Annotated in this window: 11 protein-coding genes and 1 pseudogene; 1 reads left to right on the top strand and 11 read right to left on the bottom strand. The window is 63.3% G+C overall.

The genetic code is table 11. The annotated features are described in order from the left end of the window. Nucleotides 1-267: 267 nt before the first annotated feature. The 9 genes and pseudogenes from lpdA to mdh form a co-directional block, all read right to left on the bottom strand. Nucleotides 268-1,668, bottom strand: coding sequence for a dihydrolipoyl dehydrogenase (lpdA, locus tag IFT55_RS12690; RefSeq protein ID WP_192092617.1), 1,401 nt, complete (start codon nucleotides 1,666-1,668; stop codon nucleotides 268-270). Next, nucleotides 1,661-2,308: a DUF4276 family protein gene (locus tag IFT55_RS12695; RefSeq protein WP_274604045.1), complete on the bottom strand. Its 648-nt coding sequence runs from the start codon at nucleotides 2,306-2,308 to the stop codon at nucleotides 1,661-1,663. The genes lpdA and IFT55_RS12695 overlap by 8 nt, the downstream gene beginning before the upstream one ends. A 4-nt stretch (nucleotides 2,309-2,312) precedes the next feature. Next, entirely contained in the window at nucleotides 2,313-3,524 is a 1,212-nt protein-coding gene (locus IFT55_RS12700) for an AAA family ATPase (protein ID WP_192092621.1), read from the bottom strand. 25 nt (nucleotides 3,525-3,549) lie between these two features. Continuing rightward, nucleotides 3,550-4,035 carry a DUF1877 family protein gene (locus IFT55_RS12705; protein ID WP_197976457.1) on the bottom strand — a complete coding sequence of 162 codons (486 nt, stop codon included), beginning with the start codon at nucleotides 4,033-4,035 and terminating at the stop codon, nucleotides 3,550-3,552. Between the two features lie 20 nt (nucleotides 4,036-4,055). Further along, nucleotides 4,056-5,312, bottom strand: coding sequence for a 2-oxoglutarate dehydrogenase complex dihydrolipoyllysine-residue succinyltransferase (gene odhB / locus IFT55_RS12710; RefSeq protein ID WP_192092624.1), 1,257 nt, complete (start codon nucleotides 5,310-5,312; stop codon nucleotides 4,056-4,058). 43 nt (nucleotides 5,313-5,355) lie between these two features. Then, a complete protein-coding gene (locus IFT55_RS12715; protein ID WP_192092626.1) occupies nucleotides 5,356-8,313 on the bottom strand; it encodes a 2-oxoglutarate dehydrogenase E1 component in 2,958 nt (985 codons plus the stop codon). Nucleotides 8,314-8,390: 77 nt separating this feature from the next. Further along, the gene (gene sucD, locus IFT55_RS12720; protein ID WP_192092880.1) at nucleotides 8,391-9,275 is read right to left on the bottom strand and encodes a succinate--CoA ligase subunit alpha; all 885 of its coding nucleotides are present in this window, start codon (nucleotides 9,273-9,275) and stop codon (nucleotides 8,391-8,393) included. Nucleotides 9,276-9,313: 38 nt separating this feature from the next. Beyond that, nucleotides 9,314-9,604 (bottom strand): annotated as a pseudogene (locus IFT55_RS12725) (GIY-YIG nuclease family protein). 100 nt (nucleotides 9,605-9,704) lie between these two features. Continuing rightward, the gene (gene mdh / locus IFT55_RS12730; RefSeq protein WP_192092628.1) at nucleotides 9,705-10,667 is read right to left on the bottom strand and encodes a malate dehydrogenase; all 963 of its coding nucleotides are present in this window, start codon (nucleotides 10,665-10,667) and stop codon (nucleotides 9,705-9,707) included. 286 nt (nucleotides 10,668-10,953) lie between these two features. Between mdh and IFT55_RS12735 the strand changes: the two genes are divergently transcribed. Next, nucleotides 10,954-11,235, top strand: a complete 282-nt coding sequence (locus IFT55_RS12735) for an ETC complex I subunit (RefSeq protein WP_192092630.1) — start codon at nucleotides 10,954-10,956, stop codon at nucleotides 11,233-11,235. Between the two features lie 198 nt (nucleotides 11,236-11,433). Here IFT55_RS12735 and groL read toward each other — a convergent pair whose 3' ends face one another. Both groL and groES read right to left on the bottom strand, forming a co-directional pair. Next, nucleotides 11,434-13,080 carry a chaperonin GroEL gene (gene groL / locus IFT55_RS12740; protein WP_192092632.1) on the bottom strand — a complete coding sequence of 549 codons (1,647 nt, stop codon included), beginning with the start codon at nucleotides 13,078-13,080 and terminating at the stop codon, nucleotides 11,434-11,436. 44 nt (nucleotides 13,081-13,124) lie between these two features. Beyond that, a complete protein-coding gene (groES, locus tag IFT55_RS12745; protein WP_192092634.1) occupies nucleotides 13,125-13,412 on the bottom strand; it encodes a co-chaperone GroES in 288 nt (95 codons plus the stop codon). Nucleotides 13,413-13,475: the final 63 nt, after the last annotated feature.

Genomic DNA, 13,475 nt, shown 5'->3' on the forward strand with positions numbered 1-13,475 from the left:
CAGCGAACATCAGTCTCATGTCGTCATCCCGGGACTTTGCCACGGCGAGGCGCAGGCAGGCCGCGAAAGCACGCTCACGGTGAGCGCCGATTCAACCTAAGCGCAACGGACCAGATTGCGAAGCTAGGGCAGGGCAACGTTCAGCCGCACGACATCCGAACCCGACGTTACCGTATTTCCGCCAAGCGCCCCACAACCGGCCGCACATGAAAAAGGGCGGCGTGTGTCGCCACATGCCGCCCCAAACGTTCAAACGCCAGTCGTCGATCAGATGTGGATCGGCTTGCCCTGTACCGCCATCGCCGCTTCCTTCAGCGCCTCGGCATGCGTCGGATGCGCGTGGCAGGTATAGGCGATGTCCTCGCTGGTCGCGCCGAACTCCATCGCTTGCGCTGCCTGTGCGATCATCGTGCCCGCCAGCGACGATACGATCCATACGCCCAGCACGCGGTCGCTCTTCGCGTCGGCGATGACCTTTACGAAACCATCGGTGTCGCGATTGGTCTTGGCTCGGCTGTTGGCGGCGAAGGGGAACTTGCCGACCTTGATCTCGCCCTTTTCCTTCGCGGCTTCTTCGGTCAGCCCGACGCCGGCGATCTCGGGCATGGTGTAGACCACGCTCGGGATCACGTCGTGGTTCACGATGCCGGTCTGGCCCGCGATGAACTCGGCGACCGCGACGCCCTCGTCCTCGGCCTTGTGTGCCAGCATCGGGCCATGGACGACGTCCCCGATCGCCCAGATGCCGTCGACCTTGGTGCGGAACTCGTCGTCGATATCGACCTGTCCGCGCTGGTTCACCGTCAGCCCCGCCTTGTCGAGCGCCAGCCCTTCGGTGTTGGCACGGCGACCGATCGACACCAGCACCGCATCGGCGGTGATCGTCGTCGCCTCGCCACCCGCCGCCGGCTCGACGGTCAGCGTCGCGGTAGCGCCATCGACGCGCGCGCCGGTGACCTTGGTCGATGTCTTCAGGTCGAAGCCCTGCTTCTTGAACAGCTTGGCCGATTCCTTGCGAACCTCGCCATCGAAGCCCGGCAGGATCTGGTCGGCATATTCGACCACCGTCACCTTCGCGCCCAGACGCCGCCACACGCTGCCGAGCTCCAGCCCGATCACGCCGCCGCCGATCACCACCAGATGCTCGGGCACCTTGGGCAGTGCCAGCGCGCCGGTCGAATCGACGATGATCGCCGTGTCGTTGTCGACATCGACGCCCGGCAGCGGGGTGACCGACGATCCGGTCGCGATCACGATATCGCGTGCGGTGACGGTGCGGTCGCCGATACGGACGCTATGGTCGTTCTCGAACGCGGCATAGCCTTTCAGCCACTCGACCTTGTTCTTCTTGAACAGATATTCGATGCCGCCGGTCAACTCGCCGACCGCTTTCGCCTTCTCGGCGTGCATCTGGTCGAGGTTGAGCGTCGCGCCCTGGATCTCGACACCGAACTTGGCGAGATGGCCGCTGGTCGCTTCCTCGTACAGTTCGGACGCATGCAACAGTGCCTTCGACGGGATGCAGCCGACGTTGAGGCACGTACCGCCCAGCGTCGCGCGACCCTCGGCACAGGCGGTCTTCAGACCAAGCTGCGCCGCGCGGATCGCCGCGACATAGCCACCGGGACCGGAACCGATCACCAGAACGTCGAAGTCGTATTCAGCCATTGGTTTGCCTTTGTCCGTTAGCGAGAAGGGCGTTCAACCCTGTCCAGAATTGTCCGAAAGATGGCGAGACGTTGGTATCGGGCATCAGCAGGCTACCCATAGTCCGCGCCACGTCGATCTTGGGCAGGCGATCGAGGCCACGCAAATGGCCTGCCCCCTGCAATACGCGCAGAAACGCCTCGTGGGTTCCTCCACGAATTGCATCCGGATCGCGGTACGCTGCTTTTCGCAATGCCCTGCCTGATCCGGGCCATGCCCGTTCCACCGCGTTCGCATCCCCAAAGAACCATGCCTCCAGTTCCTCGATCACGATGCGGTTTACAACGTCGAAATCGGCGGTCGCGTCATGCCGGTTCCGGACACGCAATCCGGCGGCACGACATGCATCCTCGACCTGACGTTTCAGGACAACGCAGTTATCATCGTCCCGATCGATCAACACCAGGGAGAGCGGACGGTGTTCGGCCGGTACGCGGGCATAGCCCATCATTCGCATGGGCAACCGCGCCAGCAACTGCTGTTTCGATCCGTAATTGACCGCTTGCCATGCGATAGCCTGGTCAAGGAAGCGCGGCAGCAGTTCCAAAAGAAACGCTTCCATGGACGGCTCTTCGACGTGGATGTGGAGTTTGCGTGGCATGCCGTCAGGGATTGCCTGCTTCGAAGAAGCCTTCGGTCCACAATTGGCCAAGTGTGGCACCCGCGGCGATCTGTTCCGGGACACCAGCCATCTGCGACGCGCGAACGGCCTCGGTATAGCCCATTGCATTGCGGCGAAGCGCCCATACCTGTGCTGGCGTCAATGCGTCGATGAAGAACGGCGAGTGGGTCGTCACCACCATCTGCATCCGTCGCGCGGCGACTTCGCATTCCTCGGCAAGTTCTCTGAGCAGCCTCGGATGCAGGAAATTCTCCGGCTCTTCGATGCCAAGGAAGGGGGGCGGTGAAGGATCGTTCAGCTGGATCAGGTATGCCAGCATTTTTAGCGTGCCGTCCGATACATAGCGCGCCTGAACGCCTTCGGCAAAAGGCGCATCCTTGACCGTCAGCAACAGGTGCCCGGTTGGCAGGGAAACGGGCTGGACCGACTCCAGCTTTGGAATACGCCGCCGCAGCGCAGTGAACACGCGTTCCAGTACCATCGGGTGACGTTCCGAAAAATACTGGATAACATTCGCGAGATTGTTGCCGGTACGCGAAAGATGCTCTTGCGGCCCGGCCTCGGGAACGACCCGGGTATCGCTTGTCGACAAGTATGACAGGTGCCAGCCTACGATAAAGTCGCGAAGTGACCGGACGCGAGGATTGTCTGCCAATTGGCCTAACGTGCTGACTGCCAGTACGTCGGGTGCCGCGAGCGGCAAATCGCGACGGGTATCGTCCTGTTCCGGCAATTCCCCGGAGATTACTGATCCGAGGCCGAACCGATAATCCAGAAACCGGAAAGGCTTCCCAAAGCTGCCGCGTTTCCAGTGCATCCACTCAGAAGCTACGACCGGTCGGCCTTCTGCTTCGTCGATGGCAAGGTGATACCGTACCAATCCCGGTCGTACACCACCGATCTGGCCGCCTTCCCGATACGCGACCTCGAACGTGATCGGTCCGGTTTGTCCACGGCTTCTGAGGTCGGAAAACTTGCCCCGCTTGTCGACCGCTCGACGCAGACCCTCAGAAAAACAGTCCGATAGAAACGCAAACACATCGAAGAACGTCGATTTTCCGCTACCGTTTGCCCCCAGCAGGACGGTCAGCGGTGTGATACCCTTGAACTCGACCTGTTGCAGTGAGCGGAAGTTGCCGATGGTTACTTGCTCGATGCGGGCAGGCGACGTGGCACGGGCTTGGGTATCAGCCATGATTATCCATCCCGTCCCAAATCGTTCACGCGATCACGCGGATCGCGCCATCGCCGGTCCGCCGGCACGTCGTCGCAAAGCGACGCAATGCGGGCACACCCTGCATGATATAATCGAGCGCCTCGGCGCCTTCATCCGCGAACATGTCCGCCAGATAGACGTCGGCCGCGACGAATGCCGCCGGATCGTAGCGTGCCGCAAGTGTCGCGTCGTCGAGTTTGTCGAGTGCCGCCGCAAACGCCGCCATCCGTTCGGGAGAGATCACGCCGAAGCCGTCCATCCCGTTCTCGTCCGCGCCCAGTTCGGGCAACGCTTCGCAGATCAGGCCCAGCGGGTGCGGCGTCCGGCCTCCGTCGGTCAGCATGAAATGCAGCGCATCCCATGCCTTGTCGAAATCGATGACGTCGGCGCCGTCGACCGCTTCCTCGAACACGAATTCCTCGAAATCGGTGGGCGTCGCGATCAGCCGATCGATATCGGCCGCCCCTGCACGACGCAGATAGATCACCATGCCCACCGTCTCGCGCTCCCTTACAGGTCGATCAGCAGGCGCGTCGGGTCCTCGATCGCGTTCTTGAGCGCGACGAGGAAGGTCACCGCCTCGCGACCGTCGATCAGACGATGGTCGTAGCTGAGCGCCAGATACATCATCGGGCGGATCACGATCTGTCCGTCGCGGACCACCGGGCGTTCCTCGATCCGGTGCAGACCCAGCACCGCCGACTGCGGCGGGTTGATGATCGGCGTCGACATCAGCGATCCGAACACGCCGCCGTTGGAGATGGTGAAGGTGCCGCCCTTCATCTCGTCCATCTTCAGCGTGCCTTCCTTGGCGCGCTTGCCGAAGTCGCCGATCGTCTTTTCAACGCCCGCGACCGACAGCTTGTCGGCGTCGCGGATGACGGGAACGACGAGGCCGCCCGGCGCGCTGACCGCGACCGAAATGTCGGCATAGTCGCGATAGACGATCTCATCGCCCTCGATGCTGGCGTTGACGGACGGAATGTCCTTCAGCGCCATCGTCGCGGCCTTCACGAAAAAACCCATGAAGCCAAGGCGAACGCCGTGCTTCTTCTCGAACAGGTCCTTGTACTTCGCCCGCGCCTCGATGACGGCGGTCATGTCGACGTCGTTGAAGGTGGTCAGCAGCGCCGCCGTGTCCTGTGCTTCCTTCAGGCGGCGGGCGATCGTCTGACGCAGGCGGGTCATCTTCACCCGCTCTTCGCCGCGCGTCGGTGCGGTGGCGGCCACGGGTGCCGCGGCAGCGGCGGGCGCGGCACCCGTGGCCGCTGCGGCTGATCGGTCGCCGGCTGCGGCGACGACGTCTTCCTTGGTGATGCGACCGTCACGGCCCGTACCCTTAACCTTCGCCGGGTCGACGCCGTGTTCGAGGATCGCACGACGGACCGACGGCGACAGCGCGGCGGCGTCGACGTTGGTCTCGGCGGGTGCCGGGGCCGGTGCGGGTGCCGACGCCGTCGGCGCGGCCGCTGCGGGTGCCGCATCGGCCTTCGGCGCTTCGGCCGGCTTGGGTGCCGCTACGGCACCACCGCCGGCATCGATCGTCGCGATCATCGCGCCGACCGACACGGTGTCGCCCGGCTGTACCGCATGCGCACCCATCACGCCCGCGACGGGGGAGGGGACTTCGACCGAAACCTTGTCGGTTTCAAGACTGGCGATCGGCTCATCGGCGGCGACGGCGTCGCCTGGCTGCTTCAGCCATTCGCCCAGCGTCGCTTCGGTGATCGATTCGCCCAGCGTGGGGACGAGAACTTCGGTTGCCATCGGGTCTTCCTCATCTGCCCCTGAAGGGGCCAGCACATGGTGGTTACGACGCAGCCTTGCCGGTGGCGGCGTTGCTTTCGGACTGGCGGGTACGACGGATCTCGTCGCGGACATTGTGGCCCAGCGCATCGGCGACCAATGCACCCTGTTCGGCCTGGTGCCGCTTCATCAACCCGGTGGCGGGCGATGCGGCGGCGGCACGACCGGCATAGCGTGCCCGACGAACCGGTGCGCCCGCATCGGCCAGCGCATCCTCGATCAGCGGCTCGACCAGGAACCACGAACCGTTGTTCTTCGGCTCTTCCTGGGCCCAGACTACGTCGGTCAGCTTGGGAAGACGCTGCAACCGCTTGACCAGCGCGTCCGACGGGAACGGATAGATCTGTTCCACGCGGACGATCTGCGTCGTAGTGTCGCCCGCCGCGTCGCGTGCCTCGATCAGGTCGAACGCGACCTTGCCCGAACACAGCACCAGACGCGTCGTGTCCGCGTCGGCGGGTGCCGACGGGTCGGACAGCAGCCGCTGGAAATGCGTCGTGCCAAGGAAGTCCGCCGTCTTCGACACCGCCATCTTGTGCCGCAACAGCGACTTGGGCGTCATCATGACCAGCGGCTTGCGGAAATTCCGGTGCATCTGCCGCCGCAGCAGGTGGAAATAATTCGCCGGTGTCGTGACGTTGGCGACCTGCATATTGTCGCCCGCGCACAGTTGCAGGAAGCGTTCGAGCCGTGCCGAGCTATGCTCCGGTCCCTGACCTTCGTAACCGTGCGGCAACAGCATCACGAGGCCGTTGGCACGAAGCCACTTGGCCTCGCCCGCCGCGATGAACTGATCGATCATGATCTGCGCGCCGTTGGCGAAATCGCCGAACTGCGCTTCCCACAATACCAGCGCCTTCGGATCGGCGAGCGCATAGCCATATTCGAAGCCCAGCACACCATATTCGGACAGCGGGCTGTCGAGCACCTCGAAGCTGCCATGTTCGATCGTCCGCAGCGGCACGTATTTATGCTCGTCGGTCTGGTCGACCCACACCGCATGACGTTGCGAGAACGTGCCGCGGCCCGAATCCTGTCCCGACAGTCGTACGCCGAACCCTTCGGACAGCAACGACCCGAATGCCAGCGCCTCGCCGGTCGCCCAGTCGAATCCTTCGCCGCTGGTGAACATCGCCCGCTTGGCATCCAGCACGCGCGCCAGTGTCTTGTGGATCTGAAGATCCTCGGGAATGGCGGTCAGCGTGCGGCCGAGCGAATCGAACAGCTTCTGTTCGATGCCGGTTTCGACCGACCGGCGCGATCCCTCTGCGTCCATCGGCGCATGCAGGCCCGACCAGCGCCCGGCGAACCAGTCGGCACGGTTGGGCTTGTACGACTTGGCCCCCTCGAACTCGCCTTCCAGCTGCTGGGTGAACTCGGCGGTCTTGGCGGCGGCGAACTCGCCGTCGATCACGCCTTCGTCCTGCAGCCGCTTGCCATAGATTTCGCTGACGCCGGGATGGCCCTTGATCTTGGCGTACATCAGCGGCTGGGTGAAGGACGGCTCGTCGCCTTCGTTATGGCCGAAGCGGCGATAGCACCACATGTCGATTACGATATCGCGCTTGAACGTCTGACGGAACTCGATCGCCATCTTCGTCGCGAACGTCACGGCCTCCGGATCGTCACCGTTTACGTGGAATATCGGCGCCTGAACCCCCTTCGCCACATCCGAAGGATATGGCGACGAACGTGCGAATTGCGGGCTGGTGGTGAAACCGACCTGGTTGTTGATGATAAAATGGATGCAGCCGCCAGTATTGTAGCCACGGATGCCCGAGAAGCCGAGGCATTCCCAGACGATTCCCTGACCCGCAAAGGCCGCGTCGCCGTGGATCAGCACCGGCAGCACCTGTTCGTGCGTGCCCAGATCGTCGCGGAACGTCTGTTGCGCGCGTACCTTGCCCAACACGACCGGGTTCACCGCTTCGAGGTGGCTCGGGTTGGCGACCAGCGACATATGGACGGTGATGTCGTCGAAGCTGCGATCGGTCGAGGTGCCGAGGTGATATTTGACGTCGCCCGATCCGCCGATCTCGTCGGGGTTCGCCGAACCACCGGCGAATTCGTGGAAGATCACCCGCACCGGCTTATGCATGACGTTGGCCAGCACGTTTAGCCGGCCGCGATGCGCCATGCCGTACACGATCTCGCGCACGCCCATCTGGCCGCCATATTTGATCACCGATTCCAGCGCCGGAATCATCGATTCACCGCCGTCGAGCCCGAAGCGCTTCGTGCCGACATATTTGCGGCCGAGGAATTTCTCCCACTGCTCGGCCTCGATGACCTTGCTCAGGATCGCCTTCTTGCCGTCGTTCGAGAACTGGATCGCCTTGTCACGGCCTTCCATGCGGTCCTGCAGGAACTTGCGTTCCTCGACGTCGGCGATGTGCATGAATTCGAGGCCGACATTGCCGCAGTAATTCGCGCGCAGGATATCGACGATTTCGCGCACCGTTGCCCATTCAAGGCCGAGCGTCCCGCCCAGATAGACCGGCGTGTCGATCTCGGTATCCGAGAAACCGTGATATTCGGTACGCAGATCGTCGGGCAGTTCACGTCGCGCCAGACCGAGCGGATCGAGATTGGCGGCCAGATGCCCGCGCACGCGATAGGTGCGGATCAACAACTGTGCGCGGATCGCGTCGCCCGCCGCCTTGGCGATATCGACCTTGGGTGCCGCAGGCGCGGGGGCAGGCTTCGCGCCGCCCCGTGCAGGCTTCGGAGCAGGTTCCATCTGCGTCGGATCGAGCGCGGCGGTCAGCGCGTCGGTGTCCGTCAGCGGCCAGCGCTTGCTCTGCCAGCTGGGATGCTGGACCGCACCCTCCAGACCGTCGAACCACTGCCGCCATCCGGCATCGACCGACGACGGATCGTCGCGGTAGCGACCATAGAGCGTTTCCACGAACGCCGGGCTGACGCCGGCGGCAATGTCGAAATCCTGGCCTTCGTAGCCCATGGTCACTTCCTGTCGTGTCCGCGTTCCCGGTCCAACCGGGAGGTGCCCCGTGCGAACGATCGCACGGGGATCTTCGTTCAGCCGTTCAATACTTCGAGCAGCGTGGATCCTAGCTCGCTGGGCGAGGCCGCGACCTTGATACCGGCCGCTTCCATCGCTGCGATTTTGCTTTCGGCATCGCCCTTGCCGCCCGAAACGATCGCGCCGGCGTGGCCCATGCGACGACCCGGAGGCGCGGTGCGACCGGCGATGAAGCCAGCCATCGGCTTGCTGCGGCCGCGCTTTGCCTCGTCGATCAGGAACTGCGCGGCCTGTTCTTCCGCATCGCCGCCGATCTCGCCGATCATGATGATCGACTGGGTGGCATCGTCGGCAAGGAACAGTTCGAGCACGTCGATGAAGTTGGTGCCGTTGACCGGATCGCCGCCAATACCGACCGCCGTGGTCTGGCCCAGACCGGCGTTCGACGTCTGGAACACCGCCTCATAGGTCAGCGTGCCCGAGCGCGAGACGACGCCGACGCTGCCCTGCTTGAAGATGCTGCCGGGCATGATGCCGATCTTGCACTGGCCGGGCGTCAGCACGCCGGGGCAGTTCGGGCCGATCAGCCGCGACTTCGATCCCGACAGCGCGCGCTTGACCTTGACCATGTCCAGCACCGGAATGCCTTCAGTAATCGCAACGATCAGGGGGATTTCGGCATCGATCGCTTCGAGGATCGAATCGGCGGCGAAGGGCGGCGGCACGTAGATGACCGATGCGTCGGCGCCGGTCTTCGACTTCGCTTCGGCAACGGTGTTGTAGACAGGAAGACCGAGATGCTCGGTTCCGCCCTTGCCCGGCGTTACGCCGCCGACCATCTGCGTGCCGTATTCCAGCGCTGCCTTGGTATGAAAGCTGCCGGTTTCACCGGTCATCCCCTGGGTGATGACCTTGGTGTTCTTGTTGACGAGGATGCTCATCTTCGTTTCCCTTGCGTACTCCATAACCGGAGCGAAAATCAGGCCAACTGGTCGAACAGGTCGTTCCAGCCGGGATTGGTTTCTTCGATCAACCGCAACGTCCAGTCGCGGTTCCACTTCTTGATCCGGCGTTCCCGAAGGCGCGCTTCCTACAAATCGTCGTGGCATTCGTACCAGACTAGAAGCGTGCAGTCGTGTTCGCTCGTAAATCCTTCGACGGCTCTGGTACGGTGCTGATGGATAGGCTGAACCAGCGTACTGGTCGAACCAGTGTAAATCGTTCCGTTGCGGCAGCTGGCCATGATGTAGACGTATCCGTCCTTCATCATGGCAGGCCTACCATTCTGTATCCCCGCGCAGGCGAGGATCCAGAGCCATAGGCGTTGTACCCCGTACCCTGGACCCCCGCCTGCGCGGGGGTACGACATGTTACGCCAAACTGTCGTCGATGCCCTTACACGCCACCAGCAGTTCCTTGACCGCGTCGACCGATACGGTGAGGTTCGCCTTTGCCTCGTCGTCCAGCGCGATCTCGACGATCTGTTCGACGCCGCCTGCACCGATCACCACCGGCACGCCGACATACAGGTCGTTCACGCCATACTGACCGTCGACATAGGCTGCCGCTGGAAGGACGCGCTTCTGGTCGTACAGATAGGCCTCGGCCATCGCGATGCCGCTGGTCGCCGGGGCGTAATAGGCCGATCCGGTCTTGAGCAGCGCGACGATCTCGCCGCCGCCGCCACGCGTGCGCTTGACGATCGCGTCGATGCGCTCCTGCGTCGAACGGCCCATCTTGATAAGGTCGGGAACCGGGATGCCCGATACCGTCGAGTAGCTGATGACCGGAACCATCGTGTCGCCATGGCCGCCCAGTACGAAGCTGGTAACGTCCTTGACCGATACCTTGAACTCGTCGGCGAGAAAGTGGCTGAACCGCGCGCTGTCGAGCACGCCGGCCATGCCGACGACCATGTGGTGCGGCAGGCCGGAGAATTCGCGCAGCGCCCATACCATCGCGTCGAGCGGGTTGGTGATGCAGATCACGAACGCGTCGGGTGCGTTGGCCTTGATGCCCTCACCAACGGCCTTCATGACCTTCAGGTTGATGCCTAGCAGGTCGTCGCGGCTCATGCCCGGCTTGCGCGCCACGCCCGCGGTCACGATGATGACGTCCGCGCCGGCGATGTCGGCATAGTCGTTGCTGCCGGTGATCGTGGCGTCAAAGCCTTCGACCGGTCCGCACTGCGAGAGGTCGAGCGCCTTGCCCTGCGGCACACCTTCGGCGACGTCGAACAGGACGATATCGCCCAGGTTCTTGAGCGCGGCCAGATGGGCGAGGGTGCCACCGATGTTGCCAGCGCCGATCAGCGCGATCTTCTTGCGAGCCAAGACTTCTCTCTCCGTGCAATCGGGACGCGGTCCTGCCGCGACGCGGGGGCCATAAGCTGTTTTGGAAAGCGAAACAACCCCAAAGCTACTCTTAATGATAATGCATCGCAACTGCGATATGGCGGATTTCGATCCTAAGGATTGTGGGTAACTGGTAGTATTCGCATTATCAGCGTCACTTTCGCGTAACCGATGATGCGGCCACTGGCGCGGGCGGGGCAGGCTTTGCTATGAATTGCGCAATGTGCCGTGCAGGCGGCCACAACGACGATCCAGGAACAGCCGTATGTCCAATGCGCGAATCTATCAGTTTCCCAAGAATGCGATGCAATCGGGCCGCGCCCGCGCAGAGACATGGATGCTCGAATTCGAACAGGTCGAACCGCGCCGTGCCGACCCGCTGACAGGCTGGGCCGGGTCCGGCGATACGCAAGAGCAGGTAAAGCTGCGTTTCCCGACGCTGGATGCCGCGGTCGAGTATGCGACGCGCGAAGGGATCGAATATCACGTGATCCCGGCACCCGAACGGAAGCTGAAGCTTCAGGCCTATGCGGATAATTTCAAGTAAGGCGGATCACCGCTCCGGCAGGCGCCGGGGCAGAGGATAGAAAAAGGCCGGGAAGGGGCATCCCCTCCCGGCCTTTTTTCGCGTCTGGATCCCGCGACGGCAAAGCCGCCGCCCGTCGGTCGGGTGCAAGAGCACCCGCCGGCCGGATCGATGCGGACCCCGGACTAGCCCGTGGCTCGCCCGGGGGGCCGCAATCGATCAGAAGTCCATGCCGCCCATGCCGCCCATGCCGCCGCCGGCGGGCATTGCCGACGACTTGCCGTCGTCGGGAAGCTCGCTGACGGTCGCTTCCGTGGTGATGAGCAGACCGGCAACCGACGCCGCGTTCTGCAGCGCGGTGCGCACGACCTTGGTCGGGTCGATCACGCCGGCCGCGACAAGGTTCTCGTACTTGTCGGTCGCTGCGTTGAAGCCCATCGACGGGTCGTTGCCGTCGAGCAGTTTGCCCGAAACGACCGCACCGTCGTGACCGGCATTCTGTGCGATCTGACGCACCAGCGAGGTCAGCGACTTGCGAACGATGTCGATGCCGCGGGTCTGGTCGTCATTGGCACCGGTCAGGCCGTCGAGCGCCTTGGTGGCGTACAGCAACGCCGTACCGCCGCCGGGGACGATGCCTTCTTCGACGGCTGCGCGGGTTGCGTGCAGTGCGTCGTCGACGCGATCCTTGCGCTCCTTCACCTCGACCTCGGTGGCGCCACCGACCTTGATGACGGCCACGCCGCCGGCCAGCTTGGCGAGACGCTCCTGCAGCTTTTCGCGGTCATAGTCCGAAGACGTGACCTCGATCTGCTGACGGATCGCATCGGTGCGACCCTTGATCGCATCGCTGTCGCCCGCACCGTCAACGATGACGGTGTTGTCCTTGTCGATCGTCACGCGCTTGGCGGTGCCGAGCATGCCCAGCGTCACCGACTCGAGCTTGATGCCGAGGTCTTCGCTGATGACTTCGCCCTTGGTCAGGATCGCGATGTCTTCGAGCATCGCCTTGCGACGATCGCCGAAGCCCGGTGCCTTGACCGCTGCGACCTTCAGACCGCCGCGCAGCTTGTTCACGACCAGCGTGGCGAGCGCTTCACCCTCGATATCCTCGGCGATGATCAGCAGCGGACGGCCCGACTGCACCACGGCCTCTAGGATCGGCAGCATCGCCTGCAGCGACGACAGCTTCTTCTCGTGGATCAGGATGTAAGGGTCGCTAAGCTCGACCTGCATCTTTTCCGGGTTGGTGATGAAGTAGGGCGACAGGTAGCCGCGGTCGAACTGCATGCCCTCGACGACATCCAGCTCGAATTCGAGGCCTTTGGCCTCTTCGACCGTGATAACGCCTTCCTTGCCGACCTTTTCCATGGCTTCGGCGATCTTCTCGCCGACTTCCACATCGCCATTGGCCGAGATGATGCCGACCTGTGCGACTTCGGCCGAACCCGATACGGGCTTCGAACGCGCCTTCACATCCTCGACCACCTTGGTCACGGCGATATCGATGCCGCGCTTCAGGTCCATCGGGTTCATGCCGGCGGCGACCGACTTCATGCCTTCACGCACGATCGCCTGTGCCAGCACGGTGGCGGTGGTGGTGCCGTCGCCCGCGATGTCGTTGGTCTTCGAGGCCACTTCGCGCACCATCTGGGCGCCCATGTTCTCGAACTTGTCCTTCAGTTCGATTTCCTTGGCGACCGACACACCGTCCTTGGTGATGCGGGGCGCGCCGAACGACTTGTCGATCACGACGTTGCGGCCCTTCGGCCCCAGCGTGACCTTGACCGCGTCGGCAAGGATGTCGACGCCGCGCAGGATGCGTTCGCGTGCGTCACGACCGAATTTCACTTCTTTGGCTGCCATGTGGCTACCCTTTCAGTATTGGAAACAGAATAAAGACGAAGGGTTCAGCCGACGATCCCGAGGATGTCGCTTTCCTTCATGATGAGCAGGTCTTCACCGTCGACCTTGACCTCGGTGCCCGACCACTTGCCGAACAGGATGCGGTCGCCGGCCTTGACGTCCAGCGGGGCGATCTCGCCCTTGTCGTTGCGGGCACCGGTGCCGGCGGCGACGACTTCGCCTTCCTGCGGCTTTTCCTTGGCCGTGTCGGGGATGATGATCCCGCCGAGCGTCTTTTCCTCGGCTTCGACGCGGCGAACGAGCACGCGATCGTGCAGCGGACGGAAGTTCATGCGCGGTTTTCCCTTTTTGGTTGGCATGGTAAATTGGTCTGGCACTCACCCAGGGGGAGTGCC

The organism is Sphingomonas sp. CFBP 13720 (assembly GCF_014842075.1).
GTDB lineage: Bacteria > Pseudomonadota > Alphaproteobacteria > Sphingomonadales > Sphingomonadaceae > Sphingomonas.

Excerpts from the sequence above, each read along its gene's own strand:
- sucD (WP_192092880.1), bottom strand. The coding sequence starts at position 9,275 with ATGAGCATCCTCGTCAACAAGAACACCAAGGTCATCACCCAGGGGATG.
- groL (WP_192092632.1), bottom strand. The coding sequence starts at position 13,080 with ATGGCAGCCAAAGAAGTGAAATTCGGTCGTGACGCACGCGAACGCATC.
- IFT55_RS12735 (WP_192092630.1), top strand. The coding sequence starts at position 10,954 with ATGTCCAATGCGCGAATCTATCAGTTTCCCAAGAATGCGATGCAATCG.
- groES (WP_192092634.1), bottom strand. The coding sequence starts at position 13,412 with ATGAACTTCCGTCCGCTGCACGATCGCGTGCTCGTTCGCCGCGTCGAA.
- IFT55_RS12705 (WP_197976457.1), bottom strand. The coding sequence starts at position 4,035 with ATGGTGATCTATCTGCGTCGTGCAGGGGCGGCCGATATCGATCGGCTG.
- odhB (WP_192092624.1), bottom strand. The coding sequence starts at position 5,312 with ATGGCAACCGAAGTTCTCGTCCCCACGCTGGGCGAATCGATCACCGAA.
- IFT55_RS12715 (WP_192092626.1), bottom strand. The coding sequence starts at position 8,313 with ATGGGCTACGAAGGCCAGGATTTCGACATTGCCGCCGGCGTCAGCCCG.
- IFT55_RS12700 (WP_192092621.1), bottom strand. The coding sequence starts at position 3,524 with ATGGCTGATACCCAAGCCCGTGCCACGTCGCCTGCCCGCATCGAGCAA.
- IFT55_RS12695 (WP_274604045.1), bottom strand. The coding sequence starts at position 2,308 with ATGCCACGCAAACTCCACATCCACGTCGAAGAGCCGTCCATGGAAGCG.
- lpdA (WP_192092617.1), bottom strand. The coding sequence starts at position 1,668 with ATGGCTGAATACGACTTCGACGTTCTGGTGATCGGTTCCGGTCCCGGT.